25 protein-coding genes are annotated in these 20,836 nt (G+C 64.2%); 15 read left to right on the top strand and 10 right to left on the bottom strand.

The window, feature by feature from the left end; translation table 11 throughout:
- Positions 1-10: 10 nt before the first annotated feature.
- Positions 11-736, bottom strand: a complete 726-nt coding sequence (locus Q7T26_12310; protein ID MDO8532923.1) for a cytochrome c biogenesis protein CcdA — start codon at positions 734-736, stop codon at positions 11-13.
- Positions 737-1,004: 268 nt separating this feature from the next.
- On the opposite strand from Q7T26_12310, the gene xerD reads away from it, so the two are divergent.
- From xerD to Q7T26_12285, 5 genes are all read left to right on the top strand, one after another.
- Positions 1,005-1,931 (top strand): site-specific tyrosine recombinase XerD, encoded by a 927-nt coding sequence (xerD, locus tag Q7T26_12305; GenBank protein ID MDO8532922.1) that lies wholly within the window; start codon positions 1,005-1,007, stop codon positions 1,929-1,931.
- 53 nt (positions 1,932-1,984) lie between these two features.
- Positions 1,985-2,431, top strand: a complete 447-nt coding sequence (locus Q7T26_12300; protein MDO8532921.1) for an RpiB/LacA/LacB family sugar-phosphate isomerase — start codon at positions 1,985-1,987, stop codon at positions 2,429-2,431.
- A gap of 118 nt (positions 2,432-2,549) precedes the next feature.
- Positions 2,550-3,263 carry a cytidylate kinase-like family protein gene (locus tag Q7T26_12295; GenBank protein MDO8532920.1) on the top strand — a complete coding sequence of 238 codons (714 nt, stop codon included), beginning with the start codon at positions 2,550-2,552 and terminating at the stop codon, positions 3,261-3,263.
- A gap of 1 nt (position 3,264) precedes the next feature.
- Positions 3,265-4,431 (top strand): XdhC family protein, encoded by a 1,167-nt coding sequence (locus tag Q7T26_12290; protein MDO8532919.1) that lies wholly within the window; start codon positions 3,265-3,267, stop codon positions 4,429-4,431.
- Positions 4,397-5,065 (top strand): nucleotidyltransferase family protein, encoded by a 669-nt coding sequence (locus Q7T26_12285; GenBank protein MDO8532918.1) that lies wholly within the window; start codon positions 4,397-4,399, stop codon positions 5,063-5,065. The genes Q7T26_12290 and Q7T26_12285 overlap by 35 nt, the downstream gene beginning before the upstream one ends.
- On the opposite strand, the gene Q7T26_12280 is transcribed toward Q7T26_12285, so the two are convergent.
- From Q7T26_12280 to Q7T26_12270, 3 genes are all read right to left on the bottom strand, one after another.
- Positions 5,062-5,424: a hypothetical protein gene (locus Q7T26_12280; GenBank protein MDO8532917.1), complete on the bottom strand. Its 363-nt coding sequence runs from the start codon at positions 5,422-5,424 to the stop codon at positions 5,062-5,064. The two genes, Q7T26_12285 and Q7T26_12280, sit on opposite strands and share 4 nt — an antisense overlap.
- Positions 5,425-5,518: 94 nt before the next feature.
- Positions 5,519-5,998, bottom strand: a complete 480-nt coding sequence (locus Q7T26_12275; GenBank protein MDO8532916.1) for a DsbA family protein — start codon at positions 5,996-5,998, stop codon at positions 5,519-5,521.
- Positions 5,999-6,138: 140 nt separating this feature from the next.
- Entirely contained in the window at positions 6,139-7,638 is a 1,500-nt protein-coding gene (locus Q7T26_12270) for an MFS transporter (GenBank protein ID MDO8532915.1), read from the bottom strand.
- Between the two features lie 169 nt (positions 7,639-7,807).
- Here Q7T26_12270 and Q7T26_12265 point away from each other — a divergent pair, with 169 nt between their 5' ends.
- Positions 7,808-8,203 carry a cupin domain-containing protein gene (locus Q7T26_12265; GenBank protein ID MDO8532914.1) on the top strand — a complete coding sequence of 132 codons (396 nt, stop codon included), beginning with the start codon at positions 7,808-7,810 and terminating at the stop codon, positions 8,201-8,203.
- A gap of 10 nt (positions 8,204-8,213) precedes the next feature.
- On the opposite strand, the gene Q7T26_12260 is transcribed toward Q7T26_12265, so the two are convergent.
- A complete protein-coding gene (locus Q7T26_12260) occupies positions 8,214-8,483 on the bottom strand; it encodes a hypothetical protein (protein MDO8532913.1) in 270 nt (89 codons plus the stop codon).
- Between the two features lie 148 nt (positions 8,484-8,631).
- Between Q7T26_12260 and Q7T26_12255 the strand changes: the two genes are divergently transcribed.
- The 6 genes from Q7T26_12255 to Q7T26_12230 all read left to right on the top strand — a co-directional run bounded on the left by Q7T26_12255 (position 8,632) and on the right by Q7T26_12230 (position 13,410).
- Positions 8,632-9,690 carry a hypothetical protein gene (locus Q7T26_12255; protein ID MDO8532912.1) on the top strand — a complete coding sequence of 353 codons (1,059 nt, stop codon included), beginning with the start codon at positions 8,632-8,634 and terminating at the stop codon, positions 9,688-9,690.
- Between the two features lie 42 nt (positions 9,691-9,732).
- Entirely contained in the window at positions 9,733-10,035 is a 303-nt protein-coding gene (locus Q7T26_12250; protein ID MDO8532911.1) for a hypothetical protein, read from the top strand.
- Positions 10,036-10,098: 63 nt separating this feature from the next.
- On the top strand, positions 10,099-10,302 hold the full coding sequence (locus Q7T26_12245; GenBank protein MDO8532910.1) for a hypothetical protein: 204 nt from the start codon (positions 10,099-10,101) through the stop codon (positions 10,300-10,302).
- Positions 10,303-10,434: 132 nt separating this feature from the next.
- Complete coding sequence (locus Q7T26_12240) at positions 10,435-11,637, top strand: CoA transferase (GenBank protein ID MDO8532909.1); 1,203 nt, start codon at positions 10,435-10,437, stop codon at positions 11,635-11,637.
- A gap of 11 nt (positions 11,638-11,648) precedes the next feature.
- The gene (locus Q7T26_12235; GenBank protein MDO8532908.1) at positions 11,649-12,872 is read left to right on the top strand and encodes a CoA transferase; all 1,224 of its coding nucleotides are present in this window, start codon (positions 11,649-11,651) and stop codon (positions 12,870-12,872) included.
- 73 nt (positions 12,873-12,945) lie between these two features.
- Positions 12,946-13,410, top strand: a complete 465-nt coding sequence (locus Q7T26_12230) for a universal stress protein (GenBank protein MDO8532907.1) — start codon at positions 12,946-12,948, stop codon at positions 13,408-13,410.
- Position 13,411: 1 nt separating this feature from the next.
- Here Q7T26_12230 and Q7T26_12225 read toward each other — a convergent pair whose 3' ends face one another.
- From Q7T26_12225 to Q7T26_12210, 4 genes are all read right to left on the bottom strand, one after another.
- A complete protein-coding gene (locus Q7T26_12225; protein ID MDO8532906.1) occupies positions 13,412-13,729 on the bottom strand; it encodes a hypothetical protein in 318 nt (105 codons plus the stop codon).
- A 664-nt stretch (positions 13,730-14,393) separates the two neighbouring features.
- Positions 14,394-16,328 (bottom strand): molecular chaperone DnaK, encoded by a 1,935-nt coding sequence (gene dnaK, locus Q7T26_12220; GenBank protein ID MDO8532905.1) that lies wholly within the window; start codon positions 16,326-16,328, stop codon positions 14,394-14,396.
- 8 nt (positions 16,329-16,336) lie between these two features.
- Entirely contained in the window at positions 16,337-16,924 is a 588-nt protein-coding gene (locus Q7T26_12215; GenBank protein MDO8532904.1) for a nucleotide exchange factor GrpE, read from the bottom strand.
- Positions 16,925-16,939: 15 nt separating this feature from the next.
- Positions 16,940-17,305 (bottom strand): MerR family transcriptional regulator, encoded by a 366-nt coding sequence (locus tag Q7T26_12210; GenBank protein ID MDO8532903.1) that lies wholly within the window; start codon positions 17,303-17,305, stop codon positions 16,940-16,942.
- 209 nt (positions 17,306-17,514) lie between these two features.
- Here Q7T26_12210 and Q7T26_12205 point away from each other — a divergent pair, with 209 nt between their 5' ends.
- The gene (locus Q7T26_12205; GenBank protein ID MDO8532902.1) at positions 17,515-17,661 is read left to right on the top strand and encodes a hypothetical protein; all 147 of its coding nucleotides are present in this window, start codon (positions 17,515-17,517) and stop codon (positions 17,659-17,661) included.
- A 69-nt stretch (positions 17,662-17,730) separates the two neighbouring features.
- On the opposite strand, the gene Q7T26_12200 is transcribed toward Q7T26_12205, so the two are convergent.
- The gene (locus tag Q7T26_12200) at positions 17,731-18,300 is read right to left on the bottom strand and encodes a sulfite oxidase-like oxidoreductase (protein ID MDO8532901.1); all 570 of its coding nucleotides are present in this window, start codon (positions 18,298-18,300) and stop codon (positions 17,731-17,733) included.
- Positions 18,301-18,511: 211 nt separating this feature from the next.
- On the opposite strand from Q7T26_12200, the gene Q7T26_12195 reads away from it, so the two are divergent.
- Both Q7T26_12195 and Q7T26_12190 read left to right on the top strand, forming a co-directional pair.
- Positions 18,512-20,467 (top strand): cytochrome c-type biogenesis CcmF C-terminal domain-containing protein, encoded by a 1,956-nt coding sequence (locus tag Q7T26_12195; protein ID MDO8532900.1) that lies wholly within the window; start codon positions 18,512-18,514, stop codon positions 20,465-20,467.
- A complete protein-coding gene (locus Q7T26_12190) occupies positions 20,464-20,829 on the top strand; it encodes a hypothetical protein (protein MDO8532899.1) in 366 nt (121 codons plus the stop codon). Before Q7T26_12195 ends, Q7T26_12190 begins: the two co-directional genes overlap by 4 nt.
- Positions 20,830-20,836 lie beyond the last annotated feature (7 nt).

Here is a 20,836-nt window from a genome sequence, read left to right as displayed (position 1 = left end):
GAACTTCTCCTTAGATGCCGCTGCCCAGGCCAAAGAAATCAAAATACTGGTTCAGGAAGACTAACGCGTTGAAGAAGACCAGGACGCCAACGCCCACCACCAGCGCGCCGCTCACAATCTCCACGGGGCGCAGATAGCGGTTCATCTTGCGGAAGAACCCCATCAGCCGGCTTACGCCCAGCCCCGCAAGCAGAAAAGGCAGACCGAGGCCCGCGGAGTAAACGGCCAGCAGCAGCGCCCCCTGGGCCGCCGTCTGGGTGGTCCAGGCCAGCGTGAAGATGCCCGCCAGAATGGGGCCTACGCAGGGCGTCCAGCCCGCGGCGAACGCGCCACCGATCATAAGCGAGCGCCAATAGCTGGGCCGGGAGCTTCCCACATAAGAGAATCGCTTGTCATAGTAGAGAAAAGGGATGCGGAACACTCCCATAACATGAAGGCCCAGCACCACCAGCAGTACGCCGGCAACCCGCCGAAGCAGCGGCATGTAGGACGAGAGCACGGAACCCAGCAACCCTATGGACGCTCCCAGCGAGACGAACAGAACAGAGAAGCCAAGGACGAACGCCAGTGAATGGAAGAAGGCCACCTTCTGGCGGCCCTGAGCAGCGTCCGCGGAGGCGCCGACGCCCGCCAAGTGCGCCAGGTACACGGGCACCAGCGGGAGGCTGCACGGCGAGAGGAAGGACAGGACTCCCGCCCCAAAAGCTATGAGAAGGGTTATGCTTTGAGTGTCCACGGGCCTCTGCCTCTGCCGCCTGGTCCGCTCGCCAGCGCGCATTCCTGGAGACACGCTCTGCTTTTTTGATGCGCGCCGCGAAGGTTCCAGACATTTATTGTAACTACCACGCGTAGCTAGCGTCAAGAAACAGACGTGGCCACCGACAAAATAGAGTACAAAAGTACCCCGCGGCCTACTGGACGAAAAGAAATCGTGTGGTAGAATAGGGCCAGTTAACCACTAACGTTCTGTAAAGCTGGCCTTGGGCCCGCGAGGTTGATGTACTATGACAATGAGAGAGCGCGTTGACGCATTCCTCGATCACCTCATGGTCGAAAAGGACTTCTCCGGCAACACCACAGCCGCCTACCAGAATGACCTGACTCAGCTTGCCGACTTCATGGCCGCCCACAAGAACTCCACGGACGGCGCCGTGAGATGGGAGGCCGTGGACCGCGCCACCCTGTCCGAATACATCATCCATCTGCGCAACGAACGGGGCTACGCGCCGACGACGGTCGCGCGCAAAGTGGCCGCGGTCAAGTCGTTCTTCGCCTTCCTGCTGGAGGAGGGAATCGTCAAGGCTGACCCCACGGAAGAACTCAGTGCGCCCAAGGTGGGCCGCTCACTGCCCAAGCCCATCTCCCCTGAGGCGGTCGCGCTCCTGCTGCAGCAGCCCGCCAAGCGCAACACCCCGGAAGCGAAACGGGACCAGGCCATGCTCGAACTCCTGTACGCCTCAGGGATGCGGGTCTCCGAGCTCGTCTCGCTGAACCTGCCGGACGTAGCCACCCAAAGCGGACAGGGGCAGGTGCGCTGCCTGGGCAAAGGACGCAAGGAGCGCATCATCCCCATCCACGACCAGGCGGTGGACGTGCTGAAGCACTACGTTGAAGATGCGCGGCCCGACCTGTTGAGGCAGGACGCCAACGAGCAGGCCCTTTTCCTCAACCGCCGAGGTGACAGGCTGACACGCCAGGGCTTTTGGCTTATCCTGAAGAACTACGCCAAGGCTGCCAACATTCAGGGGGACGTCACCCCGCACACGCTGCGTCACAGCTTTGCGACGCACATGCTCCAGGGTGGGTCAAACCTTCGGGAAGTACAGGAGCTTCTGGGCCACGCCAACATCTCGACGACTCAAGTCTATACTCAACTTACCACCGACTTCGTCCGCGGCGAATACGATAAGGCCCATCCGCGGGCCAGCTAGACAGCCCTATCGCCTTCCGCTAACATTAACATAATCTCTTGGATGGCGGGAGTATGCGGCTCGCAGTTGGTAGCGATGAGTGCACCCCTCTTGCCGAGGCCGTCGTGGCCGAGCTACGGCGCCGCGGCCATCAGGTGCTGCTCTTCGGGGCGCTCGCTGGCGTGAACCCCCAGTGGCCTGACGTGGCGCGCCACGTCGGCGAGGCAGTCGCCCAGGGCCAATGCGACCAGGGTGTCCTCTTCTGCTGGACGGGAACGGGCGTCAGCATCGCCGCAAACAAGATCACGGGCATTCGAGCCGCCCTGTGCGGGGACGCCGTGACGGCGTCCGGCGCCCGGCGTTGGAACGACGCCAACATCCTCTGCATGAGCCTCCGGCACACCTCCGAGGCGGTGGCCAAGGAGATACTGGACGCCTGGTTCACGGCAAACCCTGACCCGACTGAGGCCGAGAACATCCGGAAGGTCCAGGAAATGGAGCGGACGCGCGTGGCGCACTAGGTACTACCGCTCCTAGACCACTTACCTTTCCCGCGCAACCCTGTCGTAGCCTGGAGGCACACGGTCAAGGCGGCCAACTTAAACTAGCGGGTGGGTCCCCCCCACGGAGGTGACTGAGATGCCAATCATCACTATTGACGGGCAGATCGGCAGCGGCGGACGAGAGATAGGCCTCATGGCGGCCACCGCGCTGGGCGCTGAGTACTACGATCAGGCCATCATCAAGCAGGCGGCGCACCGCCTGGGGGCCACTGTCGAGGCCGTCGAAGAGAAGCACTCGGTGCCCGTCCGCGCACGGGACCGGGTGGTCCGTTTCTTAACGAACTTCCTGGAAAAGTCCGCGGCGGCGGGCGCCGCGGGCGACCCCTTCCTCGGCCCCACCGGCATTGAGCTTCTCCTGACCCGCACTTATCCAGAGGCATCAGTGCCCACCATCACGCGGGCTCAGGAGCTGGACGACAAGCACTTCATCGAGGTGCATCGAGCGGTACTGCGGGATATCGCCGGCACCGGCAACGCCGTCATCCTGGGTCGCGGCGGCGTAGTCGCGCTTCAGGGGTGGCCGGGTGCCCTCCATGTGGACACGGTTGCCCCAATTGAGCAGCGGATCAAGAGGACCATGGAACGCCTGAAGATGGACGTCACCACCGCCGAGAAGCATGCGCGGGACACGGAAGCAGCCCGCCTCGCCTACTTCCACAAGTACTTCAAAGTGGACGCGAATGACCCCTCGCTGTACCATATGGTCTTCAACACAGCCCAGCTTCCGCTGGACTTTCTTGCGAACCTTGTGGTTGAAGCGGCGCGCAAGATGCAAACGTTGAAGACGTAAGATGCACGCGGTGTTCAAGGAGGCCGTGGCCCTGCTGGAGCAGGGGCGACCCTTCGTCCTGGCGCGGGTGGTCCGCACGCGCGGGTCCACGCCGCAGAAGCCCGGCGCCATGCTGCTGGTGCGGCCTGACGGCACAATCGTCGGCACCCTGGGCGGGGGATGCGTGGAAGCGGAGGTCTGGGCGCGATGCCGCGACCTGATGCAGCGAGGCGGCGGCCCTGAGCTGAGCACGTTCCACCTTTCGGACGACCTGGCCGCGCAGTCCGGCATGGTCTGCGGCGGCTCCATGGACATCTTTATTGACCCGACGTCCGCCCGGCCTGAGTTCCTACCCGTCGCCCGCGCGATAGTCGGCGCCTACGAGGACAGTGGCAGCGTCGTGATGGCCACCGCCGTCTCTGGCCCCTCGCCGGGCGCGTACATGCTGGTGCGCGAGAACGGCGTCCGCGCGGGCAGCCTGGGCAGCGCCACGCTCGACGACATGGCCGCGGACACGGGGCGCGCCCACCTGCACCGGGGCACATCAGAGATTGTCACAGCCCAAGACGGCACACACGTGCTCGTGGAGGCGTTCACGTCTCCGCCCACCGTCCTTGTCGTCGGGGGCGGACATATCGCCCTGGCGCTCTACGAGCTGGGCCAGATGCTGGGCTTCCGCTTCATCATCATTGACGACCGGCCTCAGTTCGCGAGCCGCGAGCGCTTCCCCAACGCCGTGGCCCTTGTTGTGGACGATTACGCCAGCGCCTTCCAGAAGGTGCGCATCACCCCGGGCATGTACGTGGTGGTGGCGACACGCGGGCACAAGCACGACGACGACGCCCTGCGCGCGGCGGTGCTCTCCCCCGCACGCTACGTCGGACTGGTGGGCAGCCAGCGCAAGGTACTGCTCATCTACCGCCACCTCCTGCGCGAGGGCATTTCGATGGAGCGGCTGCGGCATGTCCATGCCCCCGTGGGCCTGCACATCGGCGCGCGCACGCCCCGCGAGATTGCCATGAGCATCCTCGCGGAGATGCTTATGGAGCGCTACGGAGGCAGCGGCCAGCCGATGATGCTGCCTGAGAAGTTGCTCCAGAAAGCCGCCGAACTGGCGTCCCACGGCTCGACGTCCAACGAGGATGTGCTGAGCCATGCGGGCGCGCAAGTCCCATCCGCAGCGCCCTAGCCCTCACATGGCCGCCGTCGCCGCACTGCTCCTGGCCGCCGGCGAGTCCCGCCGCATGGGCGCCGCCAAGGCCTTGCTCCGCTGGAAGGGCACCTTCCTGCTTCAGTACCAGATACGCCAGCTTCTGCAGGCGGGCGTCAGTGAGATCATCGTCGTGCTGGGGCACGATGCCGACCGCCTCTTGCCCGAGGTCCAGAACGGACCGGAGGTCACAGTAGTAGTCAATCCCGACTATCGCCAAGGCAGAACGACGTCCATCAAGGCGGGGCTGCGGCGCCTGTCACCCGCATGCGCTGGCATCATGGTGCTGGCGGTGGACCAGCCACGTCGCGCGGACATTCTGCGACGGCTGGTGGAGGAGTTCGAGCAGCGCCCGTCCGCCATCGTGGCCCCGGAATATCAGGGTCGCGGCGGACACCCGGCCATCTTCGCGCGCAGCCTGCTGGACGAGATGCGGGCGATAACGGAGGCGAAGCAGGGCCTCCGTGAGGTGACGCAACGGCACCGGGCTGAGCTGCGGCTCGTCCCCTTCGAAACGCCGGAAGTGCTCCTGGACATCAATACGCCCCAGGAGTACCAGGACGCGATGGAACAGTACGGCGGGCCAGAGGCCCGTCCGCCGAACCAGCCCTAGCCCTTCTTGTTGACCGCCTTCGCTTTGGCCAGGCTGACGGGGACACCCGGTATATTCAGCGCCTTGGACGCGGATGTAACCTCAAACATGGACTCCGTGTGGCCGGCCATGATAGCGTCATGAAGCCGGGAGCGGATGGCCACCGTATGGTCCATGGTCGCCATCCGGTTGGCGTCCTCACGGCTGTTGTACACCGCGATCCGACCGACCTCTCCCTGGTGGTCAAAGCTGCTCATCTGGATGCCAAAGAGATACCCCGGCTGCTGGGAGACCCACGCCTCCAGCTCCTGAAGGAGCCGCTCTACCTCCTGCCGACGGCCCGGCACAGGTCGCATGATGGAGATACGGACGACTGGCATAAGTGTTCCTCCCTTTAGTTTTCTTTCAGTGCCCGCTGGACCGCACGCCGGTACATATCCACAGGAAGCGCCCCCACCAGAGGATAGCTTCCGTCTAACACCACGAACGGTATGCGAGGGCCATGCTGCTGTAGGCATCCTTTGCAACGTGGTACTCCTCCAGCAGCGCCTGACGTTCCTCGCCAGTCCCCATGTCACGGGCGAAGCGCAGCACGTCCAGCCCCACGGTATCCGCCATCTCCATCAGGACGTTCTGGTCGCGGATGTCCTTGCTTTCGCAGAAAAAGCCGCTGAAAACGGCCATGTCATACCGGTCAGACGCTTCGGGACCCTGTCGCGCCGCGCATCGGGCGGCCTCCAGCGCAGGCAGGCTGGACGTGGGATAGCCGTTGCCGGACCAGGGCGTGATACCACACACAGGCTCGGCTTCCGCCGCTCGGGCGCGCCCCTGCACACTGCGCGGGCTGACGTGGTTGCCTGGCAGTTCGTCCGGTAAAAGCGGGAAGCCGCGCCAGTGCACCACCGCTCTGTCGCTGAACTCCGTGACTATGCTGCGCAAGCGTACCGCCGCCACATAGCACCACGGTCAAAGGTAGTCTAAATAGACCTCAACGTGAAGGAGCGCATGCATTGCCGTTCTCCCTCCGCGCCTTATTCTACACGGTCAGCCCAACATCGGCAAAGGTATCTTCGACCAGTAGACCGCGAAGTCCCCTAGCATGGACGCGAAGGCCGACTGCCGACGACCGGTGACCCGCCCAGCGCCGGCGCGTCCTCAACGGGAGCGAGTCGCGGCCCACGCACCAGAGACGCCAGGCAGCCCGCGAACGCAAACGCCGCGCCAGCCAGGTAAGCGGCGTGCATGCCGTCTAGAAAGGGTTGGACCTGGGATGCGGAGGCAGGCGCTCCGGAGGCTAGCGACTCCATCGCTCCCCCCATGACAATCGTAACGATGGTGCCCGCCACCGCAATACCGGTCACCTGCCCGGTGTTGCGGGTAAGATTCAAGAAAGCGGCCGTCGTCCCGTAGGACGCCCGCGGCACCGTGCTCAACACCGAGCTATTGTTCGGCGACTGGAACAGCCCAATGCCCGCGCCCACCATGGCCAGGGCCACCAAAACCTGGACGTAGCTGGCATCCCGAGGGATAAAGGACAGCCACAGCAGGGCCAGTCCTACGATACCCAGGCCAATGGACGAGAAGGCCCGTGCTCCAAAGCGGTCCGACAGCCTCCCGCTGATAGGGCCCATGACCGCGAGCATGACGGCCACCGGAGTGATCATCAGTCCCGCCTGCCGGGCCTGATAGCCCTGCACCGTCTGCAGGAAGAAGGGCATCAGGAACTGGTTGGACGACATGGCTAGAAAGGTCAGCAACGAGGCGCCGACCCCTGCCGCGAATGCGCGGTTCCTGAAGAACGCAAGGTCAATCATCGCGTCCGCACTGCGTCTCTCCACCACGATGAACGCTACAAAGAACACAATGGCGGTGGAGAGAAGCGCCAGCGTGGGGAGCGCCGCCCATCCCCACACCTCGGCCCGTGACATGGTGAGAATGAACGCTCCAAGAGTCACCGCTGACGTTACCGCCCCAGGCCAGTCGAAGGATGGCCGCTTGTCACCCGTGGTAGTCACCAGTTCCTCGCGGAGCACCAGGTGGGCCATCGCCATCCCAATCAGACCCACGGGCAGGTTCAGATAGAATATGGAGCGCCATCCCAGGGCGTCCACAAGCAGGCCTCCCAGCGTCGGGCCAAGGGTGGCGCCCACGGCCACCGTGGTGCTATTAAGGCCCAGCGCCTGGCCGCGCTGACGGGCCGGAAAGATGGCGGTCGTGATAGCCAAGCCATTGGCCATGGTCATGGACGCCCCCAGTGCCTGTATCATCCGCGCCGCGATCAGCCACCCCACTCCCGGCGCGACGCCGCACAGCGCCGACCCAAGGATGAACACCCCAAAACCGGCCCGATAGACTTTCTTGCGGCCCACTATATCCGCCAACCTGCCCATGGGGAGGAGCATGACACTGATGGTCAGCAGGTACGCCAGGACGACCCACTCCACCGTGATCAGGTCCGTGCGGAATGAGGTCATGACGCTGGGCAACGCAATATTGACGATGTTGGAGTCCAGCACCGCCATGAACACGCCGATGGACACGGTGCCGAGCACCCACCACTTGTGGTTCTCGCCCTGGGTGAACTCCAGCCGCATTCTCCCGCCCTCTCGCGCTCTCCGCGTCTGTCTTCAGCCTGATCTGGCGGGCGCGTCCCGGGCCTGAACAGCTTCGCGGCGCGTCCGCGTGGCCTCTTTCCCTTCGCGCACTCTTGGCCTATACTGTAACCAGAGTCATCCGGCCAAATATACTACCGAGGGAATAATCATGGCAAGGACGGCGCGCACGACACGACCGAAAGGCACGTCCCGGAAGACTACAACCAGGGCTAAGGCCAACCCAAGCCTGGGCGCCTACGGGGTCATCTCCTACGTCGAAATGCCCGATTGCAGCCTGCGCGTACTGCGACTGGACGGCGACAAGGAGGTCAACCTCCACTACCATAGCAAGTGCAGTCAGGTCTATTTCATCCTGAAGGGCACGGCGGAGGTCTCCATCGGCGGCAAGGTGACGAAGCTCAAGGAGCACCAGACCGCGCGCGTACCCGTTCGGGCGGCCCACGGCATCCGGTCCGATGACGGGGCCATCGCCCTCAGCATATCCATACCACCCCTTGACCTGGCGGACCAGGTCCCGGTGCAGGAGGGCTACACAAAGCCCTAGCGCCCTTAGTCTAGCTGTCCAGCAGGTGTCGGATGCGTCCCAGGGCCTCGTCCAGCGCGGCGCGCTGCTCTGGCAGCGGGAGGGCGGGCCGGGCGCGGGAGAGCCGCTCCAGCAGACCCCGGCAACGGGCGCGCCAGTCCGCCAGCGTGAGGTGGCCGCCGCCACTTTCGCTACCGGCCATGCCGCGACGCGGATCGGCCACCTCCAGCATGTCCGCCAGATGGACCAGGCCCTCGACCAGCGCCTCCTGTTCGGCGCGGCCACCATCGTCAGGCTGCATCAACCCTCAGCACGAGACCAGTGATCGTACGGCAGCGCCATTGTACCCCACATGCGACACCAGGGGGAAGCATGTTCGGCTCTATTGACAATCTCGTACTCAGGTGCTACATTCCGGACGATAAATAAAGCTAGAAAGGGGGCCCGTCGTGACCCTGACCTCGGAACGCATTGAGCTAGGCGGCTACCATGAATGGGTGGAGGCCGCATTCGAGCGCGGCTGGAGCGATGGCCTGCCGGTCATCCCGCCCACACTGGATCGCGTCCAGCAGTTTGTTGACTACATTGGCCGCAAGCCCGAGGAGACGCTCGGCGACGTCCCGCCCAAGTACGGAGAGGCCACCATCGAGAAGCTCGCCATCCAGTGCGTCATGGCCGGATGCAAGCCGGAGTACTTCCCCGTGGTCGTCGCCGCGCTGGAGGCCATGCTGGAGCCCGCATTCAACCTGAACGGCGTCCAGACGACCACCCACATGAACGAGCCTCTGGTTATCGTCAGCGGGCCTATCGCCAAGAAGCTGGGCATGAACTGGGGCACCCGCGTCTTCGGCTCGGGGAATCGCGCCAACGGCACCATCGGACGCGCGGTCAAACTCATCCAGTGGAACATCGGCGGGAGCTTCCCCGGCGAGCCGGACAAGTCCACATTCGCTCATCCCGGCCAGTGGAGCTACTGCATCGCGGAGGACCCAGATAACAACCCGTGGGAGCCGCTGCACGTGGAGCGCGGCTTCAAACCGGAGCAGAGCTGCGTCACCGTGTTCGGCGCGGAGCCGCCGCACAGCATCATCTGCTTCGGGCTGGCGCACGAGGTTCTCGCCCGCATCACGGACCACCTGAGCGGCACCGGCCCCAACTACTACGACGTCATGGGCGAGACGCTCCTGGGCATCAATCCTACGAACGCCGCCATCCTCGCGGAGGCAGGCTACACCAAGAAGACGATCAAGGAATACATCTGGTACAACTCCGGCATCACACTGGGCCATCTCAAGCGCACCGGCATTCAGATAGCGTACGTGGAGAAGACGTTCCCCAAGTGGGTGAACTACGGCTACGACGAGCAGCGCATCCCCATCGCGGTGAAGCCGGACGACCTCCACATCGTCGTCGCGGGCGGCGCGGGCAAGTTCTGCGTCGCCTGTCCCGGCTGGGGCGCCCTCGGCGGCTTCGCCATCACAAAAGAGATTAAGGAGCCCCGACGCTAGAGGCCATCAATTTGTCTCAAGGGAGACATTGAGGAGGAAGTCATGACTACAACCCAGGCCAGGCTGATTGTCCTGAACCCGGAAGGAAAGGCCCGCGCCGTCAAGCAGACGGAGCTGGCCCGGCGCATTGACCGCATTGAGGGCAAGACCATCGGCATCATTGACGACGGGCTGTCCGGGTCGGACTACTTCATGAAGGGCATCCAGAGCCTCATCGAGAAGACGTACCCGGGATCCAAGGCCGTTTACTACCCGAAGCCCATCCTGTCCCGTCCGTCTCCCAAGGAGCTGATGGAGCAGGTGGCGAACCAGTGCGACGCCGTCATCGTCGGCATAGGTGGCTGAGGCTCCTGCACGTCGGGCTGTACGCACGACACAGCAGTCCTGGAGAAGCGGGGGATTCCCTCTGTGATGATCGCCTACCACTCGTTCGCTGAGGCCGCGGAGCGCCAGGCGAAGCTCCTGGGCGTTCCCAGCATGAAGTTCGCCGTCGTCGAGTACCCCAAGCCCACGGACCCCGAGGAGCTGAACCGCAAGAAGCTGCAGTACCTCTTCGAGAAGTCCGTGGAGGGCATAATCGCCCCCGCGAAGAAGGTGCCCGCGCCCAGCTAGGCTGTCGAGTATTACCCGCCTCTATCTTCGGCCCGCCATCACGGGGATGGTGAGGTTTTCCTGAGCGTATCTGAGGGGGCGGCGCGCGCAGAGGTCGGCCCGCGCCCAATCAAGGAGGCCCAGGTGCCCGAAATGGCGCTGGAAGGCGTCCGTGTTCTGGAGCTGTGCGAAATGGTGGCCGGGCCGTACTGTGGCCGCCTTCTGGCTGACATGGGCGCGGACGTGGTCAAGGTAGAGCGGCCAGGCAAGGGCGATACGGCGCGCCGCTACGGCCCGTTCCCCGACGATATACCGCACCCGGAGAAGAGCGGCCTCTTTCTTTACGCAAACCTGAACAAGCGCGGCGTGACCCTGGACGTGGATAAGCCCACGGGCCGCCGCCTCCTGGCCGACCTGGTCCGCCGGGCCGACGTGGTGCTGGAAGACAGGTCGCCTCACGAGGCGCGGCGCCTGGACCTGGACTACACGGCCCTCAGCGCCGTCAACGACCAGATCATCGTCACGTCCGTCACCCCATTCGGACAGACCGGGCCTTACGCCAACTTCAAGGCCTACCCCCTGAACACCTTCCACGCCAGCGGCGAGGGCTACTTCCTCCCCGGCGGCGCCGAGTGGCTGAGCCGTCCGCCTGTCCACGGCGGCGGCGCTTTCCTGGGCGACTATGACAGCGGCCTGGCGGCGGGTATCGCCACCGTCGCCGCTCTGTACGACCGCACTGTCAGCGGACGCGGCCAGCACGTGGACATCTCCCGACAAGAGGTGCTGATGGCCCTAACCGGGCTGGACCTGACCAGATGGCAGAACGGAGGCAAGTTGGAGTCCCGCGCCGATCGTGGGCAGCGCCTGGGCAGCACCTTACGGTGCAATGACGGCTACGTGGAGATCAACGTCAACTTCAACCACCACTGGGACGCTTGTGTCCGCGCGCTGGGCAGCCCCGCATGGGCGACCGACAAGCGGTTCGCCTATTACAAAGGGCGGCTGGAGAACGACAAAGAGCTACGGGCGAACTTTGAAACGTGGTCCATGTCCCAGACCAAGCGTGAGGTCATGGAGCGCCTCCAGTCCCACGGCTGTCCGGCGGGCGCCGTGAACGACCCGGCGGACGTCTTGGCGTCGCCGCAGCTCCAGGCGGGTGGCTACTTCGCAGAGGTCAGCCACCCGGATGCGGGGCTTTACAAGTACCCCTCGGCGCCTTGGAAGCTCTCGGCTACGCCCGCCCGCTATGAGCGGCCCGCGCCGCGCCTGGGCGAGCATAACGCCCACATCTTCTGCCGCGAGCTTGGCCTGCCGCCCGCGGAGCTCGCCGACCTGCGCCGCGCGGGCGTCATCTGAACACGATGCAAATGACCCCTACGCTTCAGCCCACTCGCCGCCAGGAAGCAACGCGTCTGCCGCTCACCGGCGTGCGCGTCCTGGACTTGACGCAGATGGGCGCCGGGCCGTACTGCACCCAGCATCTCGCGTTCCTGGGCGCCGACGTGATCAAGCTCGACACACTGGAGCGCATACGTCTTCTTCGCGGACGGTCGGCGCTCCCCTGGGTGTTGGACCAGCTCAACATCTACAAGCGCAGTGCGACGCTGGACCTGCGGAATCCAGACGCCATTCAGCTTTCCAAAAGCATTATCCCGCTCTGTGACGTCGTCGTCGAAAACTACCGGCCCGGAGTGCTGGACAAGATGGGTCTGGGCTACGGTGTCCTTCGACGCCTCCGCCCGGACATCATCCTTGCCTCCGCCTCGGCCTGCGGCGCACAGGGACCCTACCGCCACTTCGGCGGCTTCGCGCCCATCTTCAGCGCGATGGCGGGCCTCTCCCACCTTACCGGCTACGAGGACGGGCCGCCCACGGAAATGCGCATGTCCATTGACCTTCGGGTGGGCACCGCCTGCGCCTTTCCCATCCTTGCGGCGCTGCGGCATCGCCAGCGCACGGGGAAGGGTCAGTTCATTGACGTCAGCTTTGTGGACGCCATCACCAGCCTGGTGGGCCACACTATGCTAGAGCCCCAGATGACGGGCCGCACGCCCGCCCGGCGCGGCAACAGGGATGACAGCGTGGCCCCGCACAACTGCTACCCATGCCAGGGGACCGACCGATGGGTGAGCATCGCGGTCGGCGGCGAGGAGGAGTGGCAGGCCTTCTGCCGCGTCACCGGACACACGGAGTGGGCCGAGGACCCGCGCTTCGCCGATGCCTACGCCCGCAAGCGCCACGAGCCGCTGCTGGACGCACTCGTGGCCCAGTGGACCAGGGAGCGGACAGCACGCCAGGTGATGACGACGCTCCAGGAGGTCGGCGTCGCGGCCATTCCCACCTTCGACGCCCGCGACCTCGCTGAGGACCCACATGTGCGCGAGCGCGGCTTCTATGCCCCCTATAGTACGGGAGAGGGCGGCACTCGGGTCGCCGCCGGGCCGCAGTGGCACCTGCCGGATGCGCCCGCCGACAGCCGCGAGCGGGCCATCCCCATGCTCGGCCAGCACAACACATACGTTTTCCAGGAGATGCTCGGCATGGACGCGGACGATGTGGAACGGCTGACGCACGCCAAGGTCATTTCCTAAGAGTTGGATAGACCTTTGAGACGCTTCCCGGCCAGGCCATGGATGCACGAAAGAAGCACAGGAGGAAGATGCCATGTTCCGAATCTTGCTGGCAACCGACGGCTCTGTCTACGCTCTCAACGCCGCTGACTACACCGCGGCTCTCACCAAAAAGATAGCGGACGCGGAAGTCACCGTCATCCACGTGGTGGACACCAGCTACATTGCGACGGTGGCGGCGGCGGGTCTCGGCATGACGGTCTCCCCCGCCGCTATCTTCCCGGAAGAGTTGGAGAAAGTGGGAGAGAAAGCCCTTCAGATGACGCAGGAGCGGCTTTCCGCCGCTGGCGTCCAGCCCAAGACCCGCATGGAACACGGACGCCCCGCCGAGCTCATCTGCTCCATCGCCGAGAAGGAGAAGTACGACCTGATCGCTGTCGGAAGCAGTGGCATGGGCCACATCGCGGGCATCTTCCTGGGCAGCGTCAGCGACAATGTGACCCACCGGGCGCGAGTGCCTGTCCTGGTCATTCGCGGCGTCGGGGAGGACCAGGCTTAGGCTATTTGAGGCGCTTGGTCAGGAAGCCAACCCGGCCATCTACGACGACGAGGGCCTCAATCCGCGTCTTGCACCCACGGATGTCCTGGGCCAGCTTCTGGTCGCCTATGACATCCCTGATCCAGTTGCCGAAGTCGTTCTTCTCCGGATTGACATGATAGACGAAGTGGCCGTCCTGCATTCGCTCCAGAGCGGACTTCAGGTCGCGCAGGTTGTTGTAAACCTCGCCGTTGACGCAATAGAAGACCTTGTCTCCCGGCACAGTGCCGAGCCATTGCTGCGCCTGAGCCTTGCTAACCCTCTGAACAGGGACCATCATAACCTCCTGAGTGTAGTGTGTGGAGAGAAGTTCTGCGTTAAGAGTCCTACACCCGCATTATACCGCAGACGGCCTCCAACACTTGGAATTGTCGGCCATGCATACGAGGCGTTTCCGACATGAAAAGCGGAGGCCCCTTGTGTAAGGGGCCTCCGCTTTTGCGTTCGTTGCCGAGCGCTTACTTCTTGGGCTTGGCGCCGCCCTTCTTAGCAAACATCTTTCGTGTCACCCCCTTTCTGCGGGCTTCCGCAACAAACCCCCGGTGGGGCGGAACAAGCGTCTTTTCGCAGGCAAAAAATAATGGAAGGGGTTTCAAGTTACACCCTTCCATATCTGCTGCGCGCTACGTTGAGGCCACCCAGACTACGCGCCTTCTTCCCACAAAAGGTACGGGGTAAACCCTCCCTCGCGGGATGTTTCAAGGCCACCGACTGCGGCGTTTCTAGGCGTTTCATATATACTTGGTTTGAGTCTGTTTTAGCACCAATGCCTATGGTTGTCAAGCCATTTGCACATCTATCGCGGGCCAGTTTATTAAAAGATGTTTAAGACCCTTTTGGTAAATAGATGGAGACCGCTTGGGTGATTGCCCAGCCTTTTCCGCGCAAAAAAGTGGCGCCCGCAGGTTCGTTTGACTACGGACGCCACCTTTCGCGCTATTGATCTAGACCTCTCGGAACTCACCCTCCACGGCGCCGGACCCGGACTCGCCAGGTCCCGCAGGGCCGCCCTTCGGCGGCTTCTCCGGACCGCCCGAGCCCGCCGGGCCGGCCCCCGCCTGTCCCTGCGCCTGGCTGTACACGGCCTGTCCGACCTGCTGCAGCGTCGCGGACAGCGTCGCCGAAGCCTGCCGCGCTTTGGCGGCGTCTTTGGCCTGTACGGCCTGCTTCACCTCGCTGACCTGTTTCTCAAGGTCCGCTTTCAGGTGGGCGGGCACCTTGTCGCCCTGCTCGCGCAGCAGCTTCTCGGCGCTGTAGGCCAGCGAGTCGGCCTGGTTGATGGCCTCCACCTCCTCGCGCTGGCGCTTGTCCGCATCCGCATGCGTCTCGGCCTCCTTGACCATGTTCTCAATCTGGTCCTTGGAAAGACCAGAGGAGGGCTGGACGATCACCTTCTGTTCACGCCCCGTGCCCGTGTCCCGCGCCCGCACGTTCAAAATGCCGTTCGCGTCTATGTCAAAGGTGACCTCAACCTTCGGCACGCCCCGCGGCGCCGGCAGAATGCCGTCCAGAATGAAGCGGGCCAAGGACTTGGTCTCCCGCGCCAGGGGCCGTTCCCCCTGCACGATGTGGATCTCCACGCTGGGCTGCCCGTCGGCTGCCGTCGTAAACGTCTCGGACTTGGACGTCGGGACCGTGGAGTTGCGCGGGATGAGGGCTGTCACCACGCCGCCCAGGGTCTCCACGCCCAGAGTGAGCGGCGTCACGTCCAGCAGCAGGATATCCTTTACATCACCTTTGAGCACGGCCGCCTGGATGGCGGCGCCCTGGGCAACCGCCTCGTCCGGGTTGACCGACTTGCTCGGCTCCTTGCCGAATATCTCCGCCGCCTTCCGCTGGACGGCGGGCATCCGGCTCATGCCGCCCACGAGGATGGCCTCGTCAATCTGATGAGGTTGGAGCTTGGCGTCCTCCAGAGCGCGGCGGCACGGCTGCTCCAGCCGCTCAATCAGGTCGGCGCAGAGCTGCTCCAGCTTGGCGCGGCTCAGGTCCTTGACGAGGTGCTTGGGCCCTCTGGCGTCGGCTGTGATGATGGGCAGGTTTATCTCCGTCTGCGCCTGTGAGGACTTCTCGATCTTGGCCTTCTCACCCGCCTCCTTGAGGCGCTGCAGGGCCATCCGGTCCTTGCGCAGGTCTATGCCGCTCTCCCGTCGGAACTCGTCCACCAGCCAGTCCATGATCTTCTGGTCGAAGTCGTCGCCGCCCAGATACGTATCGCCGGATGTGGACTTGACCTCGAAGACGCCCTCGCCGATGGTGAGGACGGAGACATCGAATGTGCCGCCGCCCAGGTCGAAGACGGCAACCGTCATGTCCTTCTTCTTTTTCTTGTCCAGCCCGAACGCCAGAGCCGAGGCGGTCGGCTCGTTGATGATGCGCAGGACCTCCAGGCCGGCAATCTTGCCCGCGTCCTTTGTGGCCTGTCGCTGGGCGTCGTTGAAATACGCGGGAACGGTGATGACCGCCTGCGTAATCTTCTCCCCCAGCCTGGCTTCGGCGTCCGCCTTCAGCTTCTGCAGGACCATGGCCGAGACCTCCGGCGGCGAGTACGCCCGGTCGCCCATCACCACATGCGCGTCGCCGTTGGCGGCCTTCACCACTTTGTAAGGCAGCCGCTTCATCGCCTCCTGCACCTCGCGGTCGTCGTACTTGCGGCCCATGAGGCGCTTCACGGAGAAAACGGTGTTCTCCGGGTTGGTGATAGCCTGACGCCTTGCCAGAAGGCCCACGTACCGCTCCCCCGTCTTGGGATTGACGGCGACGACGGACGGGGTCAGACGGGCCCCCTCCGCGTTTTCGATAACGTTCGGCTCGCCCCCCTCTACAACGGCCACGACGGAGAGGGTGGTGCCGAGATCAATGCCAATAACCTTTGCCATAAATATTGCTAGCCTCCTTTGGTCTCGTTACGAGTGTCAGGCGCGGGCGCCTCCGCTTTTTCCGGCCTCCGGGCGACGACAACCTGGGCAGGCCGAAGCACCCGCCCCTGCAGTTTGTAACCGGCTCGCACGACCTGGACTACTTTCCCCTCCGCGTGCTCTCCCGTCTCATCATACATGACGGCCTCGTGCTCCCACGGGTCGAACGCCTTGCCCCCCGCCTCGATGGGCTTCAGCCCTGCGCCCTCCAGGACGCTCTGTAACTTCCGTTGCGCCAGGCCCAGGCCTTCGCCCCAGGGAGATTGCGCCACCGCCGGGGGCATGTTGGCCATGGTCCTGTCCAGATCGTCCAGCGCAGGGAGCAAGACGACGAGGATTCCCGCAGCGACCATGCGCCGCGCCTCCTCCCTCTCCTGCTCCATGCGCTTGCGATAGTTGCTAAAATCAGCCTGAGTGCGCAGAAGGATGTTCTTTAGCTCATCCCTGTCGCGCAGCACGCTTTCCACCGTGGGCGACGCTGCGCCTTCCGGAGACTGCGTCTGCCTCCCCGCGGCGGCGGCCTCCTGCTCTTGCTGTCCCGGGTCACTGGCAGTCATAAGGCTCCTTCGTAGTTATCGGTCTTCGCTGTCGTCGGATGACTCAAGAAGCTCAAAAATACCATCCAAGTGCTCTTCAACCGCCCGACGCAGGTCTCTGCCATTGCCGGCCTCCGCGAGCGATTCTCGCAATGTGACGAGGCGGTCCCAAATCTGAAGGCTCAACTCCACCCCGGCCAGGTTCAGATCTTCGTTCTCTACTAGGTGCTTGATGAGCCGCAACCGCTCCATGTCCCGGTCAGAGTACAAACGGAGCATGCCCAGCGTGCGGCTGGGAGTTATCAGGCCGAGCCTCTCGTATTTCCGCAGGGTCTGCGGGTGCATGGCGAGAAGCCGGGAGGCCACGCTGATGATATAGACGCCGCGGATACCTTCTTCCATACTGCACATCCAATCGCCCGGCCAGGAACGGCTTTCCCGCCCCTATGCTTTGCGCCGGGCGGCCCTTGGAGGGCCTGCCCACCACCGGCATGTTTGCCAACGACTACGATTAAGATACCACTTGACACAGACCATGTCAAAGAGTATTATTTCGACTGCATCAATTCTGGCGTGCTCTCAAAGGCGTGGACCAGAGGAAGAGGCAGGAGGTGAGCGCGGTGCTCTTTTTCAAGGCATGTCCCCGGTGCAAGGGCGACATGGCGGCGAACCGGGATATACACGGGTCTTACCGTGAGTGTCTCCAGTGCGGCTACATGGTGGACACACCCGCGGAGCCAACGCATAACAAGGCGTAAGCCGCAGCGCGGCGCCAGGCTGAAAGCGCCCGCGGCCAGGCCGCAGCCCCTTGAGGCTGCGGCCTTTTGTTATCCCGAATACCGCTCTTCCCGCCACGGGTCCGCAACGTTGTGGTAGCCGTGTGTCTCCCAAAAACCAGGCCGGTCCTCGGTCAGGAACTCAAGCACATGCACCCATTTGGCGCTCTTCCATGCATAGCGCTTGGGCACTATCAGGCGCACGGGCCCGCCGTGCTCCGCGGGCAGGTCGAGTCCGTCGTGCCGGCAGGCCAACAAGACATCATCGTCCATCAGGGCCACCAAGTCCATGTTGGTGGTGTAGCCTCCGTAGCAGCCCACCGCCACGAAGCGCGCTTCAGGCCGCGGCTGCGCCAGCCCTGCGATTTCCCTGAAGCTGACGCCCTCCCACTCGTTGTTGAGCCGGCTCCAGCCGGTGACACAATGGAAGTCCGCGGCGCACCTGATGCTGGGCAGCGCCTGGAACTGCTCCCAGGTCAGCTCAATGGGCCGGGCCACCAGGCCCGACAGCACGAGCCGCCAGTCCTTCGCTGCAATCCGCGGCGTTGCGCCGTACGTGAGGACGGGGAACTTGGTGGTCACGTATTGATCAGGCGGCACCCGAGGCTTGATGTCTTTCATGGTCCCTCCCCTGGCAGGCGGCGCTCCGAACGCCTGGACGCTTCGTCACTTATGCTAGCTTAGCACGGAACCGCACTCCCGCGAAGGGCCCAGCGGCGCCGGTCTGGCCCGCTGCGCTTGCGGAGACCGTCGTCGCGGTGTATCCTTTTCGTTAGCGTGCTTCGTTTCGTCAGGTCTTCTGTTCTCCATAGGATACAAGGGGCGGGAATCCGTGGCTGACCTCGGATACGTTGCCCTCCTCCTTTCGTTCGCTTTGGGTCTCTATAGCGCGCCCGCGGCCATCATTGGCGCGCGCCGCAATCGGCCAGAGCTAGTCGTTAGCGCCCGCAACGGCCTGCTGGCGATCACGCTGCTATTGACGTTCGCGGCGGTCAGCCTCTGGTATCTGCTCGTCACCAACAGCTTCCAGGTGAAGTACGTGGCCGGCTTCAGCAGCCGCGATCTTCCTCTGAGCTACCTGTTCGCCTCGCTGTGGGCGGGGAACGAAGGGTCCCTCCTGTGGCTGGCGTGGGCACTCTCGCTGTTCGGGGCCGTGGCCGTGCTCCTGCATTGGCGCCGCGACAGGGCTCTGATGCCGTACGTCATCGCCACCATCGCCGTCGTCGAGCTCTTCTTCATCGCCATGATGACGTTCACGGCAAACCCTTTCCATCTTCTCCCCTTCGTCCCTCCGGACGGCCAGGGCCTGAACCCCTTGCTTGAAACGCGCTGGATGGTCATCCATCCGCCCGCGCAGATGACGGGATTCATCTCTTGGACCATCCCCTTCGCGTTCGCCGTGGGCGCGCTGGCGTCGGGACGGCTCGGCAACGAGTGGATTGACAGCGTGCGCAAATGGGCCATCGTGGCGTGGCTGGTCACGGGCATGGGCCTGCTTCTCGGCTCCGCGTGGGCCTACGGGGTGCTCGGCTGGGGCGGCTACTGGGGCTGGGACCCGGTGGAGAACTCCGCGCTCATGCCCTGGCTCGTGGGCACCGCATTCGTCCACTCCATCGTCATCCAGAAGCGCCGGGGCATGCTCAAGGTCTGGAACATGGTGCTCATTATCGCCGCTTTCGGCCTGTCCATGCTGGGCACGTTCCTGGACCGGAGCGGCGTGCTATCCTCCGTCCACTCCTTTGCCTCGAACGCTTTTGCTCCCCTGTACCTGGGCTTCATCCTCGGCTCGGTAGGCGTGAGCGCCGCGCTGCTGGTGTACCGCCTGCCCATGCTCCGCAGCGAAAACACACTGGAGTCAGCGCTCTCCCGCGAGGCCGCATTCCTTCTGAATAACCTGCTGTTTATAGCCGTGGCCTTCGCCACGTTCTGGGGGACCCTCTTCCCGCTTGTTTCCGAGGCCGTGCGCGGCGTCAAGGTGACGGTGGGCGCGCCGTTCTTCAACCAGGTGAACGGGCCGCTCTTCCTGGGCCTTGTCGGCCTGATGGGCATCGCGCCGCTGATAAGCTGGCGGAAGGCGACGCCTTCGTACCTGGCGCGCAACTTGGCTGTCCCTCTGGGCGCCGCGCTCCTGGGCGCGGGGGCGCTGCTACTCCTTGGCGTCAGACAGCCGGTCGCCGTTGTCGCCGTCGGCGCGTGCATCCTGGTGGTCGGAGTCATCGCGCAGGAGTGGGTGCGCGGCACGGCGCTGCGCCGCCAGACATTCGCCGAAATCTGGCCTCTGGCCTTCGCGCGGCTCATCATGTCCAATCGCCCGCGCTATGGCGGGTACATCGTCCACCTGGGCATCGTGCTCGTGGCCCTGGGCGTCGTCGGCTCGTCCTTCTACCAGCTCACGACGGATGCCACCCTGTCCAAAGGTGACGAGATGCGCCTGGGCACGTACCGTCTGCGCTACGACGGGAAATCCGACAAACTGACGGGAAGCAAGCTTGTCACCACGGCGACCCTCACCGTCTATGACGGCAATACAACAACGCCCATTGACACGCTGGCGGCCCAGCGCTCCATTGACTTCCGCTGGAACCAGCCGGTCAGCGAGGTGGCCCTACGCTCCACTCCTCTGGAGGACCTGTATGTCCTGCTGGCGGACGCGGATGACGCGGACAAGGCGAGCTTCCGCGTCTTCGTCAATCCGCTCGTGCTGTGGATATGGGTCGGCGGACTGACTGTCCTGCTGGGCGGCGTCGTGGCCCTGTGGCCCGGCCGGGAGACAGGGGCGCCGTCGTGAGCGCTTTCGTTGCTGCGGGCGCGCTGGTCCTGCTGGCCTGGGTGGTCGCGTTCGTGGGCTATCCGCTGTTGGAGGCACGGGCCGGACAGGCGACAACTGAGTCCGAAGCGGAGCGCCGTCGCAAGGAGCTGCGCTTCCAGCGCGACACGGCGTACGCGGCCATTCGAGAGCTGGAGACAGACCACGAGCTGGGAACCCTCTCCTCGAACGACATGACGACGCTCCGGGAGCAGTACACGCTCCGGGCCGCGATGGTGCTGAAGGAGTTGGATGATCTGGAGGCGGGCATGACACGGCAAGCTGACGCCGATATAGAGGAGGGCGTGGCGCGCTATCGGCGCTCCCGCCCCTCGGCGGACTAGAGAGTCC

This window comes from Dehalococcoidia bacterium (assembly GCA_030648205.1).
In the GTDB taxonomy this organism is placed as follows: domain Bacteria; phylum Chloroflexota; class Dehalococcoidia; order JAUSIH01; family JAUSIH01; genus JAUSIH01.
Note: the sequence above shows the minus strand (reverse complement) of the source record. Positions and strands in the feature narration are given on the sequence as shown.